This is a genomic window from Ancylobacter gelatini (assembly GCF_022601675.1).
Taxonomy (GTDB): Bacteria; Pseudomonadota; Alphaproteobacteria; order Rhizobiales; family Xanthobacteraceae; genus Ancylobacter; species Ancylobacter gelatini.
Window position 1 is genome coordinate 84,562 of record NZ_JAKVIL010000010.1, and the last position, 25,289, is coordinate 109,850.

General features: G+C 69.7%; 18 protein-coding genes. 10 read left to right on the forward strand and 8 right to left on the reverse strand.

Annotated elements, in window-relative coordinates; genetic code table 11:
• Window positions 1–70: 70 nt before the first annotated feature.
• The 3 genes from MKI84_RS16620 to lysA all read left to right on the forward strand — a co-directional run bounded on the left by MKI84_RS16620 (window position 71) and on the right by lysA (window position 2,521).
• Window positions 71–889 (forward strand): exodeoxyribonuclease III, encoded by an 819-nt coding sequence (locus MKI84_RS16620; RefSeq protein WP_241621367.1) that lies wholly within the window; start codon window positions 71–73, stop codon window positions 887–889.
• 105 nt (window positions 890–994) lie between these two features.
• The gene (gene lptM / locus MKI84_RS16625; RefSeq protein WP_241621368.1) at window positions 995–1,207 is read left to right on the forward strand and encodes an LPS translocon maturation chaperone LptM; all 213 of its coding nucleotides are present in this window, start codon (window positions 995–997) and stop codon (window positions 1,205–1,207) included.
• 45 nt (window positions 1,208–1,252) lie between these two features.
• Window positions 1,253–2,521: a diaminopimelate decarboxylase gene (lysA, locus tag MKI84_RS16630; protein ID WP_241621369.1), complete on the forward strand. Its 1,269-nt coding sequence runs from the start codon at window positions 1,253–1,255 to the stop codon at window positions 2,519–2,521.
• Between the two features lie 9 nt (window positions 2,522–2,530).
• Here the strand turns inward: lysA and MKI84_RS16635 are convergent, their stop codons facing one another.
• Genes MKI84_RS16635 through ftsE form a run of 3 tightly spaced genes read right to left on the reverse strand, consistent with a single transcriptional unit; the run spans window position 2,531 to window position 4,920 of the window.
• Window positions 2,531–3,193 (reverse strand): YdcF family protein, encoded by a 663-nt coding sequence (locus tag MKI84_RS16635; protein WP_241621370.1) that lies wholly within the window; start codon window positions 3,191–3,193, stop codon window positions 2,531–2,533.
• Window positions 3,194–3,203: 10 nt separating this feature from the next.
• Window positions 3,204–4,268 (reverse strand): cell division protein FtsX, encoded by a 1,065-nt coding sequence (locus MKI84_RS16640; protein WP_241621371.1) that lies wholly within the window; start codon window positions 4,266–4,268, stop codon window positions 3,204–3,206.
• Window positions 4,261–4,920 carry a cell division ATP-binding protein FtsE gene (gene ftsE, locus MKI84_RS16645; protein ID WP_241621372.1) on the reverse strand — a complete coding sequence of 220 codons (660 nt, stop codon included), beginning with the start codon at window positions 4,918–4,920 and terminating at the stop codon, window positions 4,261–4,263. The genes MKI84_RS16640 and ftsE overlap by 8 nt, the downstream gene beginning before the upstream one ends.
• A 283-nt stretch (window positions 4,921–5,203) precedes the next feature.
• Between ftsE and hpt the strand changes: the two genes are divergently transcribed.
• Entirely contained in the window at window positions 5,204–5,737 is a 534-nt protein-coding gene (hpt, locus tag MKI84_RS16650; RefSeq protein ID WP_241621457.1) for a hypoxanthine phosphoribosyltransferase, read from the forward strand.
• Here the strand turns inward: hpt and MKI84_RS16655 are convergent.
• A complete protein-coding gene (locus tag MKI84_RS16655) occupies window positions 5,716–7,134 on the reverse strand; it encodes a diguanylate cyclase domain-containing protein (protein ID WP_241621373.1) in 1,419 nt (472 codons plus the stop codon). The genes hpt and MKI84_RS16655 overlap by 22 nt on opposite strands.
• 104 nt (window positions 7,135–7,238) lie before the next feature.
• On the reverse strand, window positions 7,239–8,666 hold the full coding sequence (locus tag MKI84_RS16660) for a helix-turn-helix domain-containing protein (RefSeq protein WP_241621374.1): 1,428 nt from the start codon (window positions 8,664–8,666) through the stop codon (window positions 7,239–7,241).
• 141 nt (window positions 8,667–8,807) lie between these two features.
• Here MKI84_RS16660 and MKI84_RS16665 point away from each other — a divergent pair, with 141 nt between their 5' ends.
• The 6 genes from MKI84_RS16665 to mdlC all read left to right on the forward strand — a co-directional run bounded on the left by MKI84_RS16665 (window position 8,808) and on the right by mdlC (window position 18,316).
• Window positions 8,808–9,053 carry a hypothetical protein gene (locus MKI84_RS16665; protein WP_241621375.1) on the forward strand — a complete coding sequence of 82 codons (246 nt, stop codon included), beginning with the start codon at window positions 8,808–8,810 and terminating at the stop codon, window positions 9,051–9,053.
• 128 nt (window positions 9,054–9,181) lie between these two features.
• Window positions 9,182–10,483, forward strand: a complete 1,302-nt coding sequence (gene aceA, locus MKI84_RS16670; protein ID WP_241621376.1) for an isocitrate lyase — start codon at window positions 9,182–9,184, stop codon at window positions 10,481–10,483.
• A 217-nt stretch (window positions 10,484–10,700) separates the two neighbouring features.
• The gene (locus tag MKI84_RS16675; RefSeq protein WP_241621377.1) at window positions 10,701–12,872 is read left to right on the forward strand and encodes a malate synthase G; all 2,172 of its coding nucleotides are present in this window, start codon (window positions 10,701–10,703) and stop codon (window positions 12,870–12,872) included.
• Window positions 12,873–13,147: 275 nt separating this feature from the next.
• Complete coding sequence (locus MKI84_RS16680) at window positions 13,148–15,457, forward strand: mechanosensitive ion channel family protein (RefSeq protein ID WP_241621378.1); 2,310 nt, start codon at window positions 13,148–13,150, stop codon at window positions 15,455–15,457.
• A 180-nt stretch (window positions 15,458–15,637) separates the two neighbouring features.
• Window positions 15,638–16,582, forward strand: coding sequence for a ring-cleaving dioxygenase (locus MKI84_RS16685; protein WP_241621379.1), 945 nt, complete (start codon window positions 15,638–15,640; stop codon window positions 16,580–16,582).
• Between the two features lie 129 nt (window positions 16,583–16,711).
• The gene (gene mdlC, locus MKI84_RS16690) at window positions 16,712–18,316 is read left to right on the forward strand and encodes a benzoylformate decarboxylase (protein WP_241621380.1); all 1,605 of its coding nucleotides are present in this window, start codon (window positions 16,712–16,714) and stop codon (window positions 18,314–18,316) included.
• A gap of 65 nt (window positions 18,317–18,381) precedes the next feature.
• Here mdlC and trxA read toward each other — a convergent pair whose 3' ends face one another.
• The 3 genes from trxA to addB form a co-directional block, all read right to left on the reverse strand.
• Entirely contained in the window at window positions 18,382–18,702 is a 321-nt protein-coding gene (trxA, locus tag MKI84_RS16695) for a thioredoxin TrxA (RefSeq protein WP_241621381.1), read from the reverse strand.
• 67 nt (window positions 18,703–18,769) lie between these two features.
• Entirely contained in the window at window positions 18,770–22,180 is a 3,411-nt protein-coding gene (addA, locus tag MKI84_RS16700) for a double-strand break repair helicase AddA (RefSeq protein ID WP_241621382.1), read from the reverse strand.
• The gene (gene addB / locus MKI84_RS16705) at window positions 22,177–25,287 is read right to left on the reverse strand and encodes a double-strand break repair protein AddB (RefSeq protein WP_241621383.1); all 3,111 of its coding nucleotides are present in this window, start codon (window positions 25,285–25,287) and stop codon (window positions 22,177–22,179) included. The genes addA and addB overlap by 4 nt, the downstream gene beginning before the upstream one ends.
• Window positions 25,288–25,289: the final 2 nt, after the last annotated feature.

Below are 25,289 nucleotides of genomic sequence, written 5' to 3' on the forward strand. Positions count from 1 at the left end.
CTCAAGGGGCGGTGCGATGTAGGGTGCGCGCGATTCCCGCCCTTGCCCTGCGCCTCAAGGTTCCGCCCCGTTGCAGCTCTCCATCGCTACCTGGAACATCAATTCGGTGCGCCTGCGCATCGAGCTCGTCGGCAAGCTCGCGGCCGAGCACCAGCCGGACGTCATCTGCCTCCAGGAGACCAAGACGCCCGATGATCGCTTTCCGCTGAAGGACGCGGCGAGGTTCGGCTATCCCCACGCCGCGATCCATGGCCAGAAGGGCTATCACGGCGTCGCGATCCTCTCGAAGCTGCCCTTCGACAATGTGAGCCGTCAGGGCTTCTGCGACATGGGCGATGCGCGGCATATTTCGGTGGTTCTCGGCCGCGAGGCCGGGCTCGCGCAGCCGGTGACGGTGCACAATTTCTACATCCCCGCCGGCGGCGACATTCCCGACCCGGCGGTGAACGAGAAATTCCGCCACAAGCTCGACTTCCTCGACGAGGCCACCGCCTGGGAGCTGCTGCATCCGCAGGACCCGGCCGCGCGCTCGGTGCTGGTCGGCGACCTCAACATCGCGCCGCTGGAGGCCGATGTGTGGAGCCACAAGCAGTTGCTCGACGTGGTCAGCCATACGCCGGTCGAGGTGGAGCGGCTGGCGAATCTTCAGGCGGCCGGCCGATGGGTCGACGTGATGCGCGGCTTCATTCCGCCGGATGAGAAGCTCTATACGTGGTGGAGCTACCGCGCCGCCGACTGGGCCGCCTCCAATCGCGGCCGCCGGCTCGATCATGTCTGGGCCACCCCGGCCTTCGCGGCACAGGCCCGCGCCATGACCGTGCTGCGCGAGGCGCGCTCATGGGAGCGCCCCTCCGATCACGTACCGGTGGTGGTCCGCTTCGAGGCGTGAAAAGGCCAGCCTCGCCTAAAAGTACGCGCCTCGCCTTCCGCCCGTCCTGTTTTATGCTACGGGTAGTTTCCGTATCATCGGCCGTCCCAGTTGAGGAAGCCCGCCTTGTCACGCCGTCCCGCTCGAAGCCTCCCCCGCCTGCTCGCTGTCACGCTGCTCGTCGGCAGCGCGCTCACGCTTGGCGGCTGCGGCGTGAAAGGCCCGCTGGAGCCTCCGCCGGATACGGCGATGGGCCAGCCGGGACCGGATGGCAAGATGCCGAAGGACACCGGCCCGGTGAAACCGGACCGTCCGTTCATCCTCGACGGCCTGCTCTGATCCCCGCGTGAACCGCGCCCGCGACGGGCGCAACGGCGAATTGCCATGCACCATTTCGACTATGCGAACGGCGTCCTCCATGCCGAGGATGTCAGCCTCGCCGATATCGCCCGCGAGGTCGGCACCCCGTTCTATGCCTACTCCACCGCGACGCTGGAACGGCACTATCGCGTGTTCACCGAGGCCTTCGCGGATGTGAACGCCACGCTGTGCTACGCGCTCAAGGCCAATTCCAACCAGGCGGTGATCCGCACCTTCGCCAAGATGGGCGCGGGCGCCGACATCGTGTCGGGCGGCGAGCTGAAGCGGGCGCTGGCGGCGGGCGTGGAGCCCCACAAGATCGTGTTCTCCGGTGTCGGCAAGACCCGCGAGGAAATGGCGGCCGCGCTCGATGCCGGCATCATGTGCTTCAATGTCGAGAGCGAGCCGGAGCTGCTGACCCTCTCCGAGGTCGCGGTCAGCCATGGCGTCGCCGCCCCGGTCTCGATCCGCATCAACCCGGACGTCGACGCCAAGACACACGCCAAGATCTCGACCGGCAAGTCGGAGAACAAGTTCGGCATCCCGATCTCGCGCGCCCGCGAGGTGTACCGCCACGCCGCTGGGCTGCCGGGCATCCGCGTCACCGGCGCCGACATGCATATCGGCAGCCAGATCACCGATCTCTCGCCCTTCGACAATGCCACCGCGCTTTTGGCGGAGCTGGCGCGCGACCTGATGGCCGATGGCCACAGGCTGACCCATCTCGATCTCGGCGGCGGGCTCGGCGTGCCGTATGTCGCGGGCGATCCCGAGCCGCCGCTACCCACCGCCTATGCCGCGCTGATCAAGCGTCACACCCATAATCTCGGCCTCGGGCTCGTCTTCGAGGTCGGGCGCCTGCTGGTGGCCAATGCCGGCGTGCTGGTCACCCGCGTGATCTATGTGAAGGAAGGCGAGGGCCGGAACTTTGTCATCGTCGACGCCGCGATGAACGACCTGATCCGCCCGACTCTGTATGACGCCCATCACGAGGTGCAGCCGGTGCGGCAGGCGCCGGCCGGGACCGCCCGCATCACCGCCGATATCGTCGGCCCGGTCTGCGAGACCGGCGACTATCTGGCGCTCGGCCGCCACTTGCCGCAGCCCAGGCCCGGCGACCTGATCGCGGTGATGACCGCCGGCGCCTATGGCGCGGTGCAGGCCTCGACCTACAACACCCGGGCGCTGATCCCGGAAGTGCTGGTGCGCGGCGACGCCTTCGCCGTGGTGCGCCCGCGATTCGATACCGACGCCATCATCGCGCTGGACCGCGTGCCGGGCTGGCTGGACTGAAGCGCGGCGCTATTTCGCGCCGGCCTGCATGTCCGAACTCACGGCCGGCCACAGACCGACGCCGAAATAGGCGGCGATGTACTTCACATATTCGATGAACAGCACGCGCCCGGTGCCGAAGCCGCTCCACCAGGGCGCGCGGCGCATGCGCTCGGTCACCACCGGATAGGGCACCAGCTTGACCTCCGGCATGGCGCGCTGCAACTCCACCAGCGCGCGCGGCATGTGCCAGGCCGACGTGACCACGATGACGGAGCGGAAGCCGCGACGGCGCGCCCATTCGGCGGTCTCGATGCCGTTGCCGCGGGTGTTGAGCGCGGAATGGCCCAGCTCCACGCAGCAATCCAGCGCCTCCCGTGCCGCCGGCACGGTGCGCGCGATCTCGGCCAGCGTGGTGTCGGGATGCACGCCGGTGATCAGCAGGTGCCGGCCGCGCTGGCCCATCAAGAGGTTGGTGGCGTCCACCACCCGGTCGGCGCCTCCGGTCAGCGCGACGATGCCGTCGGCCTTGGGTGGCAGCTCCGGCCGGTAGCTGCGGATCTGCAGGATGAACAGCCCGAAGCCGATCCCCACCAGCAACACCACGGCCAGCACCAGGCCGATGCCCATCGCCAGCAGGCGCGCGGGGCGCCGCCGCCGAGCGGTCGGGTTGGGGGAGACGGGGTCGGGCACGGCAGGCGTCCTAGCTGATGCGACGCAATGTACGATAGACCGTGACACGGGAGGTAACCGCCGTCACCAGCGAGACCAGCACCGCGACACCGAGAATGCCGCCATAGCCGCGCAGGTCCAGCGACATCGCCCCGATCAGCGTATCGGCCGGCGTGCCACGCCCGAGCCAGCGCGGCGCGGTGGAGGCGAGGAAAAACATGGCCATCGCCCCCACCCCGCCGATCGCCCCGCCGAGCAGCCCGACATTGAGGAAATGGCGCTGGAATTCGGCGGCGATGAAGCTGTCGCGCGCGCCCACGAAATGCAGCACCTCGACAATGGCGCGGCCGGCATCCACCGCCGCGCGGGTGGCGAAGACCACGCACAGCACCGTCGCCGCCGTCACCAGCGCCAAAATCGCGAGGCCGCCCGCCACCACGAGACGCGCGGTGGAGGACAGGCGCTGCGTCCACTGGCGATGGTCGTCGAAGCTGGCGGACGGCACCTGCGAGGCGAGGCCCGCGCGCAAGTCGTCAATGGTCTGCGGCCCGGCATCGGGCGACAGTTCGACGATGATGAGGCGCGGCACCGGCAGGTTGGACAGGTCGAGCCCGGTGCCCAGCCAGGGCTCCAGCAGCGCGGCGGTCTCGCGCTCGCCCATGACGCGGGCGGACGCGACGCCGGAAGTGGCCTGCGCGACGCCGCGCGCCTTTTCCAGCGCCGCCGCGACGTCGAGCCCGTCGCCGGGCTTGATCTGGATCGTGGTCTCGCGCGCGATGTCCGAGGTCCATTCCGAGGCGACGGTGCGCACCGCCGCGACGCCGCCAATGGTGAGGCCGGCCAGGAAGGTCATGATCGCAACCACCGCCACCAGCGCGGCACCGGCGACCGTGCCGCCCGGCACGATCGAGGCCTCGCGCGGCCCGCGGCGGCGTTCCATCACCTCGTCGCGCCCGGCCATGTCAGCGGCGTCGTGCGTCTCGCCATCGGGCGGGTGCGCCTCGTGCGCGGCGCCCTCCGGATGATGCGCCGCCCGGCCGCGCAGACGCGAGAGGGCGGAGCTGGAGCCGTTTCGGCTCGCGCGCTTCTCAGTCATAGACGGTCAGCCTGCCCTGGTTGATCACGAGGCGGCGGGCATCGAACTGGTCCATCAGCGCGATGTCGTGGGTGGCGATCAGCACCGAGGTCCCGCTCTTGTGCAGTTCCATGAACAGGCGCAGCAATCGCCGCGCGAGGCCGGGATCGACATTGCCGGTCGGCTCGTCGGCCAGGAGGATTTCCGGCCGGCTTATCAGCGCGCGGGCGATGGCGGCGCGCTGCTTCTCGCCGCCCGAGAGCACGGGCGGCAGCACATGCATGCGCTCGCCCAGCCCGACCCAGCCGAGCAGCTCGCGGACCTCGCCGCGATAGCTCGTCTCCTCCCGCCCCTGCACACGAAGCGGCAGAGCCACGTTCTCGTAGGTGGTCAGATGGTCGAGCAGACGGAAATCCTGGAACACGATGCCGATGCGCTGGCGCAGCGCCGCCACTTCATCCGCGCCCAGTGCGGCAGCATCGCGGCCGAAAATATTGATGAGCCCGCGCGTCGGGCGCAGCGCGAGCAGCATCAGCCGCAGCAGCGTGGTCTTGCCGGCGCCGGACGGCCCGGTGAGGAACTGGAACGAGCGCGGGGGAATGCCGAAGGTGACATCCCGCAGCACTTCCGGCCCCATGCCATAGCGCAGGCCGACATTCTCGAAGCGAACCAAACCTTGTTCCCCTGACGGATCGCGCCTCTGCCCGAGCCCCCTGCCGGCATGCCGGTTCGGGCCCGATTGATTCTTTTCTCGTCGCCCGGTCTAGCATAGCGCGCGGGGCGCGCGGCAAAAGCTCGGGTGATCGCCACCGTCAATCTGGACGCCGGACCGCCACCCGGTCCATCCTGCCCCATCAATGATTGACGGGCAGCGCCAAGGCGACGCCATAGGGGAAACGATGAATACCAGGACCGAACCCGAACGCACCACCGGGGAATTGCCGGAGAACAGCTCGATGTCCCGCCATGTCGAAGTGCTGTACGACCCCGAGACCATCGCCGAACGCAACCGCGTGCTGGCTGAGGAGATCGTCGCCTCGAAGCCGGAAAAGCTGGTGGTGATCGCGGTGCTGAAGGGCAGCTTCGTGTTCGCCGCGGACCTGATACGCCAGCTCCACCATGCCGGGCTCGCGCCGGAGGTCGAGTTCATCACCCTGTCGAGCTATCGCAACGCCACCATCTCCTCGGGCCACGTCACCGTGCTGCGCGATGTCGAGACCGAAGTGCGCGGGCGCGATGTGCTGCTGGTCGACGACATTCTCGAATCCGGCCGCACGCTCGCCTTCGCCAAGGACCTGCTGGCCGCGCGCGGCGCGCGCCGGGTCATGGTCTGCGTGCTGCTGGAGAAGCCGAACAAGCGGGCGGTGCAGATCGAGGCCGATTTCGTCGGCTTCCAGTGCCCGGATTATTTCGTGGTGGGCTACGGCATGGATGTCTCCCATGCCTACCGGCAGCTTCCGTTCATCGGCTACATCCCCGACGCGGACTGATCCGGCACCGGGGGAACCGGCGCGCCGGCGGTGGAAAAACGGTAGGTCCGCCGGCCCTCGCTCTTCGCCCGGTAAAGCGCCTCGTCGGCGGCGGCCATCAGGCGGTCGGGGTTGAGCACGGGCACGCGCGCGCATGTGATCCCGATGCTGATCCCCGCCGAAATCGACTGCCCCTCATGGCGAAGCGGCTGGGCGAGGGCGGCGATCAACCGCTCCGCCAGCGTGATTGCCGAGGTGCGGTCGCCCCCGATCTGGATCAGCGCGAACTCGTCACCGCCCAGGCGCGCGACCACGTCGCCCCCGCGCACCGAGGCGCGGAAACGCTGCGCCGCGGCGCGCAGCAGCGCATCGCCCGCGCCATGGCCATAGGTGTCGTTCACCTGCTTGAAACGGTCGATATCGATGCAGAACAGGGCGAAGCCCTGCCCCGTGCGCCACGCCCGCGCGATCTCACCCTCCAGCCGCTCGCCGAACAGCTTCCGGTTGGGCAGCCCCGTCAGCTCGTCGTGATGGGCGATATGCAGCAGCTGCGCTTCCGCCGCCTTGCGCCGGCTGATGTCGCGCACGGAGGCGACATAGCCGTCGGGCTCGCCGGTGACGGCGTCGCGCGTCAGACGGATGGACGCTTCCAGCCAGACCCACGAGCCGTTCTTGTGGCGCTGGCGCTGCTCGCTGACGGCGAGTTCCAGCGCGCCGTCGCGCACCTGCGCCATCAGCGCGCGAAAGGCCTCCAGATCGTCGGGGTGGGTGATCTCCTGCGCGCGGCGCCCGACCAGTTCCTCGGGCTCATAGCCCAGCAGCGTGCGCACCGCCGGCGAGATGTAGAGCCGCACGCCGTCGAGATTGCCGCGCACGATCGTGTCCGTCGAGCTCTCGGCCAGCAGCCGATAATGCGCCTCGCGGCCCGCCGTGGACCGCTCCTCTCGGTAAAGCCGCAGGCAGGTGGCGGCTATTTCGGCGAGGTCTTCGAGCCGGCGCATCTGCCCGGCATCGAGCCGGCGCGGAAGGGTATCGAACAGGGTCAGCCGACCGTCCGGCCCGCTGCCACCGGCACGGATCGGCGCGCTCGCGACGACATGCAGAGGCGGCGCCCCTTCGACAGATAGATAGCCGGCACATGATTTATGGTGCGGCACGCTCGCGACCATGGCGGAGGGATCATCACCGCAGGGCCGCGGCTCGGCCGCAGCGGCGAAGGTCCAGTCCTGCGCGTCGACCCCCTCGCGCAGGTCGATCCAGCCCTCGGCCTCGCCGTCGAGGGCGAGGGTGGCGACCGGCACCTCGAGCAGCGCACGCGCGGTGCGGCAGAGGGCCTGAAACGGCAGGTCGCCCCCGCGCGCCGGCCTGTCGCGGGAGCTATTTTCGGACGTCTGGCCGCCCTCGTTCGTGGTCGTCATGTCGCGCGCACATCCAGCCGATCCATCATCGCCCGGTAAAATGCTAGCGGGTTTTCCCGGGGCTGGCACCCCGCGCAGGACACCATTCGGGGCCCAAAGGAGGCTCAGACCGGGCGCGCCTGTGCATAGATGCTTTCCGCCATGTCGGTGACATCCAGCGTGAAGCGGTAATCGCTCGGCGGATGGGCGCGCTGCTCGCAATCCATGCGCGGGCAGATGCGGCAGCCGACGCCGATCGGCACCGCCTGCGCGATGTCGGAAAGGTTCATGCCGTCGGAATAGACCATGGCCGGCGCGTGGGCGATGTGGCAACCCAGCCCGATGGAGAGGTGCCGGCGCGGCGCATGGTGGCGATGCCCGCCCTTGGTAATGGAGCGCGCGATGCAGAAATAGCGCTGGCCCTCGGGCATCTGGCTGATCTGCACATTGATGCGCTCGGGGCTGAGGAACGCCGAATAGACGTTCCAGCGCGGGCAGGCGCCGGAATGGCGGGAGATGCGGATGCCCGACAGCGAGAAGCGCTTGGATATGTTGCCGGCTATGTCGGTGCGCACCAGATGCAGCGGAATGCCGGACGCGCCGGGCTTCTGCAGTGTGGTCATGCGGTGGCACACCTGCTCGAAGCTGACGCGGAAGCGTCGTTCGATCCGCTCGATATCGTAGCGCGTCTCGCGGCAGGCCTTGAGGAAGGGCTCATAGGGCATGAGCAGCGCGGCGGCGAAATAGCTCGCCAGCGCGTTGCGCATCAGCACCGGGGCGTCCGCCGAGAAGCTACCGGAGGCGATCAGCGCGTCGATCTGGGACGCCGCCGCCATCAGCCCGAGCTGGTGGGCCACCGCGAAAGTGGCGGTTTCGGGGGCCTGCGTGTCGGCGGTGATCAACTCGCGCCGCTCGGCATCGTAGCGGCGGGCGACGCCGGCCGGGAGCGCGGCGGTCCGCCATTGCAGGCCGAACACGTTGAACAGATAGGTGCGCAGCCCGTACTCGAAGGAATCATAGGAATCGGCGGCGGCGTCGATGTCGCGACGCACCCGCTCCGCCGCCTCCTCCAGTGTCGGGAAGTAATTGGCGTTTTCCTGGATGAAGTCCGACACCGCGTCGGTCGCGGGGTGGAATTCGCCGCCCTCGCCCCCGCCGAGATCGACCTCGCCGCGCTGGCGGGCGTCGCGCAGGGCGCGGTACTGGTCGAACAGGCGCACGACGGCGCGCCCGGCGGACGGGTTGGACGCGGCGAGGTCCCGCACATCCTGGCTGGTAAGCCCGCTTTCGGCGAACAGCTCGTCGCCGAACAGCTCCATCAGATCGCCGACGAGGCGGCTCTCGTCATTCTCCACCAGCTCGCCCGGCTCGATGCCGAAATAGCCCGCCAGCTTCATCAGCAGCGGCACGGTGATGCGCCGGCGATTATGCTCGATCAGGTTGAGATAGCTCGCGGAAATGCCGAGCGCGACCGCCAGGTCCGCCTGCGAGATGCGCTTGCCCCGCCTGAGCCTCTGCACCCGGCTGCCGACGCGCGGTTCGCTGGCGAGCATGCTCTCCTCCTTTGCTGACTTTACAAAACCAACGGCGAAACTTTACAGGCATTATCAGCTTAACACATTCATTTATCTATAGTTCTTGCGTTTTCATGTCGAGTGGCAAATCTTTACATCACACCTCACGGAGGAATTGACATGGAACGGACCCACCAGACCACGCGGACCCCGCACAATGGCGACGAGGAATTCGTGACCATTGTCGGCGGCACCGCCGAGGAGATCAGCCGCACCTTCCGCGAGCAGGGCCTCGCCGCGCAGGACTACACCATCGTCCACCGCATCGGCCGCCACCGCCTCGCCATGCCGGAAGGCAGCGATCTCGCCTCCCTCCTCGCCGGCGGCCAGCTCGTCGCCGCCACCTATACGCGCCGTGGCCGCTAGGCCGCGATTTCGCCCGACCCGCCTCGACCCGTTCGAGACGGGCCGGCGGGCGCGGGACCCGCACCCCCACACGGTTCCCGCGCCGCCCCCTTCCGCCCCTTCCGATCCTTCAGCAGCAGGGAAGAACCATGCTGGACAAGCCGCACAGAACCTCGCCCGCCTCGCCGTTTCCCGCCCCGCACTGGGCGCCGGAACGCTGGAACGGCATCACGCGCAGCTACGCGCCCGCTGACGTCGAGAAGCTGGCCGGCTCCATCCGCGTGCAGCACACGCTGGCCGAGCACGGCGCGCGCAGGCTGTGGGAGCTGCTCCACACCCGCGATTTCCTGCCCACCTTCGGCGCCTATACCGGCAACCAGGCGGTGCAGCAGGTGAAGGGCGGGCTGGAGGCGATCTACCTCTCCGGCTGGCAGGTCGCCGCCGACGGGAATTCCTCCGGCGACATGTACCCGGACCAGAGCCTCTACCCGGTCGACAGCGTTCCGGCCGTGGTCAAGCGCATCAACAAGGCACTGATGCGCGCCGACCAGATCCAGACCCTGGAGCGGCTGGAAGGCAAGTCGGAGGCGAGGACCGACTACATCGTCCCGATCATCGCCGATGCCGAGGCCGGCTTCGGCGGCCAGCTCAACGCCTATGAGCTGACCAAGGCGTTGATCGAGGCCGGCGCGGCGGCGGTGCATTTCGAGGACCAGCTCGCCTCGGAGAAGAAGTGCGGCCATCTCGGCGGCAAGGTTCTGGTGCCCACCAGCCAGTTCATCCGCACCCTGAACGCCGCGCGCCTCGCCGCCGATGTCATGGGCGTGCCGACCGTGATCATGGCGCGCACCGATGCGGAAGCCGCGCGGCTCATCACCTCGGATGTCGACGAGTATGACCGCCCCTTCATCACCGGCGAGCGCACGGCGGAAGGCTTCTACCGGCTCAAGGGCGGGTTCGAGGCCGGGATCGCCCGCGCGGTGGCCTATGCCCCGTACGCGGACCTCTTGTGGTGCGAGACCTCGACGCCGAGCCTCGACGATGCGCGGCGCTTCGCGGAAGGCGTGCACAAGGCGCATCCCGGCAAGATGCTGGCCTATAATTGCTCGCCGTCCTTCAACTGGGCGAAGTACATGGACCGGGCGGCGATGAAGCGCTTCCAGGCCGAGCTGGGCGCCATGGGCTACAAGTACCAGTTCATCACGCTGGCCGGCTTCCATTCGGTGAGCTTCACCACCTTCGACCTCGCCCGCCGCTACAAGGCCGAGGGCATGGCGGCCTATTCCGAGCTGCAGGAGGCCGAGTTCGCCGCCGAAGGCCTTGGATTCACCGCCACGCGCCACCAGCGCGAGGTCGGAACCTCCTATTTCGACGCGATCGCCACCACCCTCACCGCGGGGATGAGCGCGACCACGGCGATGCAGGATTCGACCGAAGCGGCCCAATTCTGAATAATGAATTCAAATTTTTGTCATCGGCCCGTTTCCGGGCCGGTGGCTTTTTTCTCGTAAATCTCTGTGATTGTTGACAATTGGGAAATGTGCGGCCCCTCGGCCCCGGTGCAGCATCGACTATGTGCGATGTTGCGTCGCACCTCGTTTTTGCCGCATAGCAGCATGACTGACGCGGCTCAAGAGGGGCCGCGCCTTGACCGCAAGGAACCATTAGATGAGCACGATCGACGTCGCCGGTCTCAAGGTCGATTCCACCCTGTACAGCTTTGTCAACGATGAGGCGCTCGCCGGTACCGGGCTGAGCGCTGAAGCGTTCTGGAACGGCTTTGCCGGACTGGTAAGGGATTTCGCTCCGCGCAATCAGGCCCTGCTCGACAAGCGCGACGCGCTGCAGCTCTCCATCGACGAATGGCACCGCAGCCACCGCCACAAGGCGCAGGACCAGGCGAGCTATGAGCGGTTCCTCGCCGATATCGGCTATCTCCAGCCCGAACCCGCCCCGTTCGAGGTGGTCACCGAGCGGGTGGACGACGAGCTGGCCCGCATCCCCGGCCCGCAGCTCGTGGTGCCGATCACCAATGCACGCTACGCCCTCAACGCCGCCAATGCGCGCTGGGGCAGCCTCTATGACGCGCTGTACGGCACCGACGCCATTCCCGAGGACGACGGCGCCGGCCGCTCCAACGGCTTCAACCCCGTGCGCGCCGCGCGCGTGATCGCCAAGGCCCGCGCCTTCCTCGACGAGGCGGTGCCGCTGGCGGGCGCCAGCCACCGCGACGCCGGCGCCTATCTGGTGGAAGACGGCTCGCTCAAGGTGGCGCTGACCAACGGCTCGGCCACGACGCTCGCCGATCCCGAGCAGTTCGCCGGTTTCATAGGCGCGCCCGAGGCGCCGTCCGCGATCCTGCTGGCGCATAACGGCCTGCATATCGAGCTGGTCATCGATCGCGGCCACCGCATCGGCGCGACCGACGCCGCCGGCATTGCCGACGTCATCGTCGAGGCGGCGCTGACCACCATCGTCGATTTCGAGGACAGCGTCGCCGTGGTCGATGCGCAGGACAAGGTGCTGGTCTACCGCAACTGGCTCGGCCTGATGCGCGGCAATCTCTCCGCCGATTTCGAGAAGGGCGGGCGCACCGTGGAGCGCCGTCTCAATGAGGACCGGATCTACACCGCGCCGGACGGCTCGACGGTGACCCTGCACGGGCGCAGCCTGCTGCTGGTGCGCAATGTCGGCCAGCACATGATGACCGACGCGGTGCTGGACGAGGCCGGCAAGCCGATCCCCGAGACGCTGATCGACGCCGCCGTCACCTCGCTGATCGCGCTGCACGACCTCAAGGGCGAGGGCCCGATCCGCAACAGCCGCGCCGGCTCGGTCTATATCGTCAAGCCGAAGATGCACGGCCCGGAAGAGGTGGCGCTCGCCATCGAGCTGTTCGGCCGGGTCGAGGAACTGCTCGGCATGGCGCCGAAGACGCTCAAGATCGGCATCATGGACGAGGAGCGCCGCACCAGCGCCAACCTCTCGGCCGCGATCCATGCGGCGCGCGAGCGCGTGGTGTTCATCAATACCGGCTTCCTCGACCGCACCGGCGACGAGATCCACACCTCGATGGAAGCCGGCCCGATGGTCCGCAAGGCCGAGATGAAGGCGCAGGCCTGGATCAAGTCCTATGAGGACAACAATGTCGACGCCGGCCTCGCCGCCCGTCTCGACGGCCATGGCCAGATCGGCAAGGGCATGTGGGCGATGCCCGACCGCATGGCCGACATGATGGAGCAGAAGATCGCCCATCCCCGCGCCGGCGCCAACACCGCCTGGGTGCCCTCGCCGACCGCCGCCACGCTGCACGCCCTGCACTATCACCAGATCAACGTGTTCGAGCGCCAGGCGGAGCTGCGCCACCGCGCCCGCGCCGACCAGCACGATCTGCTGACGATCCCCGTCGATTCCAAGGGCAATTGGGAGCCGACCTCGGTGCAGGAGGAGCTGGACAACAACATCCAGGGCATCCTCGGCTACGTCGTGCGCTGGATCGATCAGGGCGTCGGCTGTTCCAAGGTGCCCGACATTCACGATGTCGGGCTGATGGAAGACCGCGCCACGCTTCGCATCTCCTCGCAGCACGTCGCCAACTGGCTGCTGCACGGCGTCGTCACCGAGGAGCAGGTCGAGGAAACGCTGCGCCGCATGGCCAGGGTGGTGGACGGCCAGAACGCCGGCGACCCGGACTACACGCCGATGGCCCCGGCCTATGACGGCTTCGCCTTCCGCGCCGCCCGCGATCTCGTCTTCGAGGGCCGCCGCCAGCCCAACGGCTACACCGAGTTCATCCTCACCGCACGCCGCCGTGAGGCCAAGGCCGCCGCGGCGGCGTGAACCGGAAGACGCGACGGCCTGACGGGCACGGCGGGCGAGGGCTGAAATCGACCGGGATGGACGCCCAGCGTTCGTCCCGGTTTTTTCATGCCCGCCGACCTGAGCCGGCACCGGATTTCGCGATGGACAGCCCCCGCGCCACGCGGGATAGTTGCCGGGCCGTACCACTCATGGTCGCCTGATCACGCCCGCATGATCGGGCGGGCTGGACGGCCGGGTCGCGATGCCCCGGCCCGCAGGCTGGCTGACGGACGTCGCGGGTCTCGGCTGGTGTCATGGCGTCTCTTCGTCCGCTGCTTCTCGCCCTCCTTCTTGCCCTGCTGCCGGCGGGAGCGCTGCTGGCGCAGACACCGCCGCCCGCCGCGCCGGGCGCTCCGACCACCGCTTCGCCGTTGACGCCTCAGCAATTCGACCAGCTCGTCGATTCGCTCAGCCGCGCGGTCGCCGAACGGTTGAGGCAGGAAGGCGCGGGCACCGCTGTTCCCGCTGCCCCTGCGCCGACCGCACCTGCAACAGCGGGCACATTGGAGCCGGCGGCCCACGCCGCGCCCACCGCCCCGACGCCCGCCGCGCCAATGATGGAGATGACGGAGGAAGCGCCTTTCACCGAAATGGTGATCGATGTGCTTGGGCGCAGCGACGACGTGCTCGCCGAGCTTCCCGGCGTCCTCGACGAAACCGCCCGCATTCCCGCCCTGCTGCGCGCCGAGATCAATAATGGCCGCGAACCCAGCACCTTCGCGTTGATCGTGCTGGGCTGCCTCGTCGGCGTTCTGGTGCTGGAGGGATTGCTGCGCCTCGCGCTACGTGGCCCGCGCCGGCATCTGGCCGGGCGCGTGGTCGGCACCTCCTCGCTCTGGGCGCTTACCGGGCTGGTGAGCCTCGACATCGCGATCCTCGCCGTGGTGTGGCTGGCGGTGCATGCCGTGATCGTCGGCCTGTTCGGCGGGCCGGAGCCGCAGGCGCGGCTGGGCTTCCTGCTGCTGACCAGCCTGTTCAACTGGCGGCTCTACATGCTGGCGTTCCGCGTGACGCTGCGCCCCGGCCTGCCACAGGCCCGGCTCGCCGATGTCGACGACGCTGGCGCCACGCGCCTCTATTACTGGGCCTCGGCCGTGCTGTTCGTGGCGATCGCGCTCAATGATGGGCGGCGGGTGCTGGAGGGCATCCAGTCGCCGCCGCTGGTGGTCGCGGGCGTCATCCTGCTCAACACGCTGATCCTGACAGCGCTGCTGCTCGCCGCCGCCACGGCCTTGCGCCAACCCATGGCGCAATGGCTGCACGGGCTGGTGCAGGGCGGGCGCCCAACCCCGCTGGTCGCGACGCTGGCGCGGTTCTGGCTGTGCCTCGCCATCCCCGCCTTCCTCATCCTCGGCGTCGCGCGGGTCTATGGCGCGCTCACCACCTCCGTCGGCATCCAGAACGCGATCCTGATGACGATGAACGTGCTGCTGGCGCTGCTGATCCTCGAAAGCTTCATGGACAAGGTCTGCCGGCTGATGCGCGCCGACCTGCGGCCCGAGACCACCGCCCGCGAGCGCGCCATCGAGGCGGTGATGCGCTGCGTGCGGGTGGCGATCCTGCTCGGCGCAGTGTCGCTGCTGTTCCGCACCTGGGCGGTGTCCGGCATGGGCATGATGGACATGAGCGGCTACAACGCCATCGCCCATGCGGCGCTGCCGGCCGGGGCGATCCTGTTCGCCGCCTATTGCGCGTGGCAGGGCGTCGAATATCTCACCGGGCTGCACAGCCCCGCGCCCGCCGCCCCCGCCGTTCCCGGCCTGCACGACACCGAGGAAATGGCCACCAGCGCCTCGCGCATGAGCACGCTGATGCCGCTGCTGCGCGTCACCGCAATGCTGACCATCATCGTCATCGCCGTGCTGACGGTGCTGTCCCAGCTCGGCATCAACATCACCCCGCTGATCGCCGGCGCCTCCATCGTCGGCCTCGCCATCTCCTTCGGCAGCCAGACGCTGGTGAAGGACATCGTGTCCGGCGTGTTCTATCTGGTGGACGACGCCTTCCGCGTCGGCGAGTACATCGATTGCGGCCGGGCCAAGGGCACGGTGGAAGGCTTCACCCTGCGCTCGATAAGGCTGCGCCATCAGAACGGCATGGTGCACACCATCCCCTTCGGCCAGCTCGGGCAGATCACCAATTTCAGCCGCGACTGGGCGACGCTGAAATTCAACCTGCGCTTCACCCGCGACACCGACCTCGAAAAGCTGCGCAAGGCGGTGAAGAAGATCGGCATCGAGCTTCAGGAGGACCCCGAATACAAGGAGGACTTCCTGATGCCGCTGAAGATGCAGGGCGTGACCGACATCGCCGAGAATGCGCTCATCGTGCGCTTCAAGCTGACGGTGAAGCCGGTCCGCCCGACCGTGCTGCAGCGCGAGGCGATCAAGCGCATGGTGCGCATCCTGCCCGAGCAGGGCATCGAGTTCGCCAACAACACGGTGGCGGTGCGCGCGCTGGAGGGCGGGGGCGAGCCGGGGGCGGCCGCCGCCATTTATAATCGCCGCGTCGCCAACGACCTCGCCGAGAAGGCCGCCGCCGAAGCGGAAGCCGCCGCGAGTTGAACCGCGTGTCAGCCGCGCCATAGCATCATTGCATTGATGCCATGGATTTTGCCGATGAATTCCTCCATGTTTGCGTCAACGCCGATCCGCCGGAGCAACCCGCCGCGACCGGCACCGCACTCGAACAGCGGAGCGCACCATCCCGGCCCTGCCGGCCGCGCGCTCCCGGAGGACGACACCATGCAGCTCACCGGCATTCACCACCTCACCGCGATCACGGCGCAGGCCGGGGCCAACCACGCCTTCTATACCGGCACGCTCGGCATGCGGCTGGTGAAGAAGACCGTGAACCAGGACGATGTGTCCGCCTATCACCTGTTCTATGCCGACGCCGTGGCTTCGCCGGGCTCGGACCTGACCTTCTTCGACTGGAGCGTGCCGGCTGAGCGGCGCGGCACCCATTCGGTGATCCGCACCGCGCTGCGCGTCGCGGGCCGCGACACGCTGGACTGGTGGGCGGAGCGGCTCACGGCCGCCGGCGTCGCCCATGACGGCATCGTCGAGCGCGATGGCCGCCTCACCCTCGATTTCGAGGATCCGGAAGGCCAGCGCCTTGCCCTCATTGACGATGGCGGCGCGGGCGAGGCCAACCCCTGGGACCGCTCGCCGGTGCCGGTCGAGCGCCAGATCCGCGGCCTCGGCCCGATCGTCATGAGCGTGCCGGCGCTGGAGCAAACCGACATTGTGCTCACTCGCGTGATGGAGATGCGCCGGGTGCGCGAGTACGAACTCGCCGGCTCGAAGGTTCATGTCTACGAGATGGGCGAAGGCGGCCCCGCCGCCGAGCTTCATGTCGCGGTCGAGCCGCATCTCAAGCCGGCGCGGCAGGGCGCGGGCGCGGTGCATCATGTCGCGTTCCGCACGCCCGACATGGAGCAGTACCGCGCCTGGGCCACGCGGCTGAACGAATTGCGCGTGCCCTCCTCCGGCCCGGTGGACCGCTTCTACTTCAAGAGCCTGTATTTCCGCGAGCCGAACGGCATCCTGTTCGAGATCGCGACCGACGGGCCGGGCTTCGCGCAGGACGAGCCGCTGGAAACACTGGGCGAGAGCCTGTCGCTGCCGCCTTTCCTCGAAGCGCGCCGCGCGCAGATCGAGGCCGGGCTGACGCCGCTCACGGCGTGAACCCCCTTTATAAGAACGGGGGCGGCCCGCGCGAGGCGCGCGCCGCCCTTTACCTTCCCTGACCGGCCCTTAAGTTCTCTCCGGGGGACGGCAGCGCTTCCTGCGCCGAACGACAGGAGAGGATACCCGATGCCTACTGTGAAGGACGTCACCTTCAATCTGCTTCGCCAGCTCGGCATCACCACGGTGGTGGGCAATCCCGGCTCGACGGAAGAGACTTTCCTGCGCGATTTCCCTGCCGATTTCGACTATGTGCTGGCGCTGCAGGAGGCGAGCGTGGTGGCCATCGCGGATGGGCTGTCGCAGAGCCTGCGCAAGCCGGTGATCGTCAACATCCACACCGGCGCCGGGCTCGGCAATGCGATGGGCACCCTGCTCACCGCCTACCAGAACAAGACGCCGCTCATCATCACCGCCGGGCAGCAGAGCCGCGAGATGCTGCTCACCGAGCCGCTGCTCACCAATATCGACGCCACCCAGATGCCCCGCCCGTGGGTGAAATGGGCCTATGAGCCGGCCCGTGCCGAGGATGTGCCCGCCGCCTTCATGCGCGCCATCGCGACCGCGACCCAGCAGCCGGCCGGCCCGGTGTTCCTCTCCCTGCCGCTCGACGACTGGGAGAAGGAGATGCCCGACGCCGCCCCGCCGCGCACGGTCGGCACCCGGCAGGCCGCCGACCCGGCGCGCGTCGCGCAATTCGCGCTGGCGATCAACGCCGCCCGCAATCCGGTGATCGTCTATGGCGCCGACCTCGCGCGCAGCGAGGCGTGGGAGGAAGGCATTGCCTTCGCCGAAGCGCTCGGCGCGCCGGTCTGGGCCGCGCCTTTCTGCGAGCGCACGCCGTTTCCCGAGACCCACCCGCACTTTGCCGGCGTGCTGCCGGCCGCCATCGGCCCGCTCTCCGACACGCTCAAGGGGCATGATCTGGTCATCGTCATCGGCGCGCCGGTGTTCCGCTATTACCCTTATGTGCCGGGCGCGTACCTGCCGGACGGCGCGACGCTGCTGCATGTGACCGACGACCCGAACATGGCCGCCAAGGCCGCGGTCGGCGACAGCCTGGTGAGCGACGCCAAGCTGTTCCTCGCAAGCGTGCGGCCGCAGATCACGACGCGCGCGCCGGGCTCATCCGCCCCGCTGCGCGCGCCGGCTGCGCCGGCCGACCTGGCGCAGATGCCGCTGACCCCGGACGCGGTGTTCGCGATCGTCGCCGAAATGGCGCCGGAAGAGTTCGTGGTCGTGGAGGAATCCCCCTCCAACGTGCCGCAGATGCAGGACCGGCTGCGTATCGACCGCCCGGACAGCTTCTACACCTTCGCCTCCGGCGGGCTGGGCTGGGGCCTGCCGGCGGCGGTGGGCCTTGGGCTGGGCGAGGCGGCCAGCGGGCGCAACCGGCCGGTGGTCTGCCTGATGGGCGACGGCTCGTTCCAATACTCGGTGCAGGGCGTCTACACCGGCGTGCAGCACAAGGCGCATGTGGTCTATGTCGTGCTGCAGAACGAGCAGTACGGCATACTGAAGGAGTTCGCCGAGCTGGAGAACACGCCGAACGTGCCCGGCCTCGACCTGCCGGGCCTCGACATCGTGGCGCTGGGCACCGGCTATGGCGCCCGCTCGATGCGGGCCGACACCGCGGACGCGGTGCGCGAGGCGCTCGCCGCGGCGCTGTCCTTCCACGGCACCAGCGTGATCGTGGTGCCTATCACCCGCCGCCTCGGCAGCCTGCTCGGCTGAGCGCGCAAAAGAAAACCCCGGAGCGGCGACCCGCTCCGGGGTTGTTCATGTCATCAGGCGACGCGTCAGATCGACGAATTGATCCACTGCACCAGCTTGGCCTTCGGCGCGGCGCCGACCTGGCGGGCCGCGAGCTGGCCGTCCTTGAACAGCAGCAGGGTCGGGATCGACATGATGCCGTATTTGGACGCCGTGCCGGGATTCTCGTCGACGTTCAGCTTCACGATCTTCAGCTTGCCTTCGAGCTCGCCGGAAACCTCGTCGAGCACCGGGGCGACCATGCGGCACGGGCCGCACCATTCCGCCCAGAAATCGACGAGCACGGGCTCGGAGGACTTGATGACATCAGCCTCGAAAGACTGGTCCGACACTTTTTCGACGCCCATGGCGACACCTTTCAAACTTGAGTTGCCTGCAAGGTAGGTAGCCCCTACCCCGCCCGTCAAGGAGCCGTCACGGCGACGTGAGCCCGCGCGCCGCCGCCGCCAGCGCCTTGGGGTCCAGCCGGTGGACGAGCGGGCCGGCGCTGTAGACCAGCAGCGCCTCTATCTCCTTGCCGGGAAACACTTTCCGCAAAAGCTGGGCATAAACCGCCACCTGTCGGCGATGCGCGGAGGGCACATCCGCCATGCGCATCGGCACATGCCGGTCGGTCTTGAAGTCGGCGAAGGTCACGCGCCCTGCCGTGACCGCCAGCCGGTCGATTCGGCCGGAGACCGCCAGCCCGCCCGGTTCCAGATCACCGGCGAGCGCGACTTCAGCCAGACTGCCCGGCGCGAAGAGCGGGGCGAGTTCCGGCAGCGCCAGCGTCGCCAGCGCCTCGCCGAGCAGTTCCTCGCGCGCCGCCTCCCCCCAGTCGCTGGCGGACGCCAGCAGCCGGCGGCCGGCCGTGCCGCGTTCGGACGGCGCCAGCGGGGCGAGGCCGGCGAGCAGGCGGTGCAGCAGTTCGCCCCGCTCCAGCGAGGCTTTCAGCTCCGCCGCTTCGGCGGGCTGCGCGGAGGGCCGCATGCCGCGCCGCGCCGGCGCCGCCGCCACCGGCTGCGCCAGCTGGAGCGCCAGCGCGCGCTCCTCCTCGCCGGTTCCCGGTCCCGCGAGGGAGGGCGCCGAGGCGCCGGCCGGGTCGAAATGTCCGCGGCTGTCGGCCCGCCAGCGCAGCACCTCGCCCGCAAAGCCGACGGCCGGGCGAAGCTGCGCTTCCGGCTCCAGCGCGCGCCGCACCACATCGTACCAGCAATCGGGCGGACGCTTGTTCGCCCCCACCGCGCCGCACAGCACCAGCGCGCTCTCGGCCCGCGTCAGCGCGACATAGAGCAGGCGACGATATTCATCCATCGCCGCCGCGTCGCCGGCCTCGCGCGCCATGGTGAGCGCCGCCGTGTCCCTGGCCTTCGCCCCGGCGAGCAGGGTGAGCGGGCGCCCGTCCGCGGTGCGGGTGCGCAGCAGGCCGGCGGTGCGGCGGGTGTTCGGCCCGCTGGTGGTATCGGCGAGGATGACATAGGGCGCCTCCAGCCCCTTGGCGCCGTGCACGGTCATCACCCGCACCTCGTCGCGCCCGTCATCCATGTCACGCTTGGCCTCGGCTTCACCGCGCCGCAGAAAGGCGAGGAAGCCGGGCAGCGAGGGCGCTTCCACGCTCTCATAGGCACGGGCCAGCGCCAGCATCTCGTCCAGCGCGTCCGCCGCCTCCAGCCCGAGCCGCGCCAGCATCAAAGCGCGGCCGCGCTCGCGCCCGAGCACGCGGGCATAGAAATCGAACGGGCGCAGGTGAAACGCATCGGCCCGCAGCCGTTCCAGCCGCCGCGCCGCGTCGCTCCAGGCCGGCCTTTCGCCGGCGCGGGCGGACAGCGCTTCGCCGAGCCGGCCGGAGCGTTCGGGCGCGAGGAGCATCAAGTCCTCGTCGGTCAGGCCGAACAGCGGGCTCTTGAGCGCGCAGGCCAGCGCGAGGTCGTCATCGCGCGAGATCAGCGCATCGCCCAGCGCCATCAGGTCCATCACCGCGATGTGCTCGGAAACCACCAGCCGGTCGGCGCCGGCCACCGGCACCTTCGCGCTTTTCAGCGCGCGGATCACCGACTCGAATACCGCCCCGCGCCGGCGCACCAGGATGAGGAAATCGCCGGCCCGCGCGGCGTGGCGCCCGTGGCGGCCCTCCAGCACGAAGCCGGTCTCGATGCGCTGGCGGATATGGCCGGCAATGTTCGCCGCCAGCCGCGCCACCGGATCGTCAGCGCCGGGCGCGTCGAGCGGACGGCGCCACTGGTCGATATCGACCTTCGCGCTCGGCGCCTCCGGCTCCCACATCTCCACCAGCGCCGGCAGGGCGGCGTGGATCGCGGCGTGGACCGGGGGTTTGAGCTCCGCGGAGAGCCCGCGATGCGCGTCGGCAGCGGTGAACACGGTATCCACCGCCTCCAATATGCCCGGCGCCGAGCGGAAGGAGTGCTGCAGTTCGATATGACGGAACGTGTCCTGCGGCGCGAGATTCAGCCATTCGCGGCGCACCGCGTCGAAGCGGCCGGGATCGGCGCCCTGAAACGAGAAGATCGACTGCTTCTCGTCGCCCACCACGAACAGGGTACGCCGGCCCGGCCGGGCCCCTTCGCCGGCAAAAAACTCCGCGACCAGCGGGCGGATCACCTCCCATTGCTCCGGGCTGGTGTCCTGCGCCTCGTCGAGCAGCACATGGTCGATGCCCTGGTCGAGCTTGTAATGCACCCAGGACGCCGCCCCGGAACCCAGCAGGCGCCGCGCCGCGTTCACGAGGTCGGCGAAGTCGAGCGCGCCGCGCGCGGCCTTCATCGCCTCGTAGCGCGCCAGTGCCCGACGGCCCAGCGTCTGCGCCGCGAGGCTGCGCTCCAGCACCCGCGCCCCGGCAAGGCGCTGCGCCAGCGCGGCAAGGCGGTCACGCTCGGCCGTCAGCAGCGGGAAGGCCGCGCGGACGTTCTCCTTGCCGATGAAGGCATCTGAATAAGGCTTGCCGTCATCCTTGATGAACACCGCGAGATAAAGCGCGGCGGCCTCGTCCGGAGGCGCGGCCGCCGCCCTGAGCAGCGCCGCGCCACGGTCGGCGGCGCGGCCGCCCTCCGCCACCAATGCCTCGCCCATGCCGCGCCAGGCGCCGGGGGCGATCAGCGCCCCGTCCAGCACCGCGCGCTCGATTTCGGCCGCCGTCTCCAGCGTCTCCAGACCGAGCTTGGCCGCCATGTCCTGCGCACTCGCCGCCAGCGCCGGCGGATCGGCCACCAGCGCGGCCAACAGATCGGCCAGCACGCCGTCCGACAGTTCGTCGACCAGCCGCGCCAGCGCGCGCGCCAGTTCGCCCTCCGGCTCGCGCGCGGCTTCGAGCACGATCTCGGCGCGGGCGCGGGCGATCAGCTCCAGGCGCGCCGCCTCCTCCAGCGGGCGAAAGCCGGCCGGGACGCCGGCCTCGAACGGAAAGGCGTGCAGCAGCGCGCCACAGAAGGCGTGGATGGTCTGGATCTTCAGCCCGCCCGGCGTCTCCAGGGCCTGCGCGAACAGGCGGCGGGCATGGTCGCGCCGCGCCTCCCGCGATCCCGGCAGGCACGGCCCGTCCGCCGCGTCGATGGCGCGGTCGAGCGCGGCATCGTCAAGGCGCGCCCATGTGCGCAACTCGCCGAGCACGCGATTCGCCATGTTGGCGGCGGCGGCCTTGGTATAGGTGAGGCACAGAATGCGACCGGGCTGCACGCCGCGCATCAGCAGCCGAATCACCCGGCGCGCCAGCACATGGGTCTTGCCTGAGCCGGCATTGGCGGAGACCCAGACCGACAGATCGGGATCGGACGCGGTGGTCTGCAGCGCGGTCGCCGCGCCCAGCGCGGCCGAGGAAGGCGCCTCGCTCATTCCTCGCCCTCCCCGCCGGTCGACCATTCCTTGATACGTGCCAGATGATCATAATCGCCGAAGCGGCCGCGAAACATCGGGCGGCGCAGCGAGACATAGGGCTGCGCCTCGTTCTCGAACGCGGCGATCAGTTCGCGCAGCCGCTCATAGGTGCTCTCCGCCAGGGCGGGCGCGGTGTCGTCCTTCTCCAGCGCCGCGGTCTCCTTGATGGACGAGGCGCCGAGCCGGACATAAGCGAGATGCCCGGCCGGGCGCGCCGGCACGGTGCGGAACGCGCCGCGCGCGGCCATCGCCGCTTCCAGCGGGAGCTGCGGCGAGTAATTGGCGCTGGTCTGCTTCGCCGTCGGCACCGCGCCGGTCTTGAAATCGACGATGACCAGCGTTCCCTCGCGCCGCTCCTCGATGCGATCGGCGCGGCAGGTCAGGGTGAAGCCGCGCAGCGTGGGGATATCCAGCCGCCCGCCGATTTCGGCATGGATGTGGGCAATGAACGGCCGGCGCTCGGCTTCCCAACCCAGCACCCGCGCCGCCAGCCGCTCGAAGCGCGCCCACCACAGCGCATGCTCGGCGGGAAAGGCTTCGAGGTCGGCGAAGGCCCGGCGGCCAAAATTCAGCAGTTGCGCCAGCGCGTCCGCCGGCAGGTCGCGGGGATAAGCCTTGGCGAACTCGCCCAGAGCCTCGTGGATCGCGCTGCCGCGCTCCGCCGCGCCGGGGGCCTCGTCCAGCCCGTCCAGAGGGCGCAGCTTCAGCACATGGCGGGCATAGATCGAATAGGGATCGCGCAGCCAGGTCTCGATCTCGGTAACGCTGAGCTTCCTCGGCCGCAGATCAAGCGGCGGGCGCGGGGTCGGCGCCTCAAGGCGCTCCATCCTCGGCGCCGCGTCGATCAGCCCGGCGATGCGGCGCAACCGGTCGCCGCGCGCCACCATCTCGGCCCAGCGCGCTTCCCCGCTGACGGCGGCGAGGCGCTGGAGAAAGCGCGAGGGCACGGTCGGCGCGCCGCCGAGCTTCTGCGGACGGCTGAGGATCAGCTCGGCCGCGCCGCAATATTGCACGAAGTCATGGGCGGACAGGCCGATACGCCGCTCCGGCGCCTCCAGCCCCAGCGCCTGCCGCATCGGCCGGCTGAGCCAGGGATCGCCGGTGATCGCCGCCGGCCAGGTCTGTTCCACCAGTCCCGCCAGCACGGCACGGTCCACCGCCACCAGACGCGCTTCCAGCGGACCGAGAATGCGCAGACGCGCCCCCGGCTCAAGCGCCGGACGCACCGGGCTGGAGGCGAGCAGCAGCGGGAAGGCGCTGGCGTAGTCGGCGAGCGAGAGTTCCATGGCCGCGCCGGCCGCCTCGCCCTGCCCGGCCGCCTCCGCCAGCCGGTCCAGCGTGTCGGCGAGTTCCGCGGCGGCGATCTCATTGCCGCCGGCCGCCGCTTCTTCGCCCTCGCCGGGCGCGGCGAGCGCTTCAAGCGTCGCGCGATGCGCGGCGAGCAGCGTGGAGAACAGATGCGTGCCGCGCGCCAGCAGCTGAAGCGGGGCGAAGGCGGCGGCCAGACGGCGCGCGAGGCCGGCCGCGAGGCGCCGGCTGTCCTCGCTTACCGCGCTGCGCGGATTGTCCCCGTGCAACCCGGCCTGCGCAAAGCCGTCGACCGCCTCGATCAGCCCGCCCGGTCCCGGCGCGGGACGGGGGCCGCGTAGCGCCATCAGTTCCAGCGCATCGACCGCGAGCGCGCGCTCCTCCTCGCCAAGGCCGAAGCCCGCCAATTCGTGACGCAGCAGGGCGCTGAGGGGCACCGGCGCGAATTCATCGACCGCGGCATCCGCCACCAGCCGGGCGAAGCGGCCGGGGGAGGTCTCGGAGAGCGGCTCGCCCGCCGAATCATCGATGGTCACGCCGAAGCGCAGCATCTCGGCGGCGACCCGGCGCGCGAGGTCGCGGTCGGGCGTGATCAGGGCCGCGGTCCGGCCGTCCTGTTCCAGCGTCTCGCGCAGGGCGAGCGCCACGGTCAAGGCCTCCTCGCGCGGGTCGTCGGCCTCGATGACACAAACGCCGGCCAGCGCGGCATCGATGGCGGGCGCCGGCAGACGCTGGTCAAGGCTGGCCCAGGCCTGCGTGGTCGCGACCGGGCGCAGCGCCTCCGACAGCAGCGCCTCGCGGCCGAAACCGGCTGGCGGCGCGAGTTCCACCACCTCCGCCCGCGCGACCTGCATGTAGCGCTGAAGCAGGAGGGCGAGGCCATATTGCGGGTGGCTCGGCGACGGCTCGGCCTCCGCGGTGAGCGCCGACCATGACGCCTCGTCCATGCCGGTATCGAGACCCGGCAGCACCACGCAGCCGTGCGGCAGGCGCGCGACCGCATCAAGCAGGCGCGCGGTCGCCGGCATCGAACCGGTGGAGCCCGCCGCGATCACCGGCCCGGCCGCCGCGCCGGCCTCGGTGAGGCGCCGCGCCTCCGCGTCGACCAGCGCGTCGCGGCGCACCGCGCCATCCACCGCGCCCAGTTCGCCCAGCACCTGCGGCCAGAACCGGCTGGCGATCTTGAGGAAATCCAGCGCCATGTCCCAGTAGAGATCGTGCTCGCCGGGGACGAGACCGTCGAGCCGCGACCACGGCACCTCCTGCACCGCCATCTCGTCGATCAGCCGGGCCAGCGCGTCGGCGAGCGCCAGCTCCGCCCCCGGCCCGGCGGCAACGGTGGCGCGGCCATCGGACGTGGCGAGCAGCGAGCGCCAGCGTCCGACCAGACTCGCCAGTGCCAGCCGGCGGGTGGCCGGCGCCACGGCATGGGGCGGGTCGGTGTAGTTTTCCGCGAAGGCGAGCGCGTCCTCGTCGACATCGCCCAGCGCCACGATGCGCGGCAGCAGGGTCGCGCCCTGCGGCATGCGTTCGCGCAGCGCCTCGGCGAACAGCCGGCCGGCGCGGCGGGTCGGCAGGAACACGGTGGCGCCGGCCAGCGCCAGCGCATCCTCGCGCGGCGCGAAATCCGGGATCAGCCGCCCGTCCAGCAGCGCGTCCGCGAGCACGGCGAGAAACGGGCGCGAGGGCGGAATGGTGAAGAGGCGCGGCGCGATCCGGCCGTCGCGCGCGGCATCGCGGCGTGTGTCGCGATTCATCG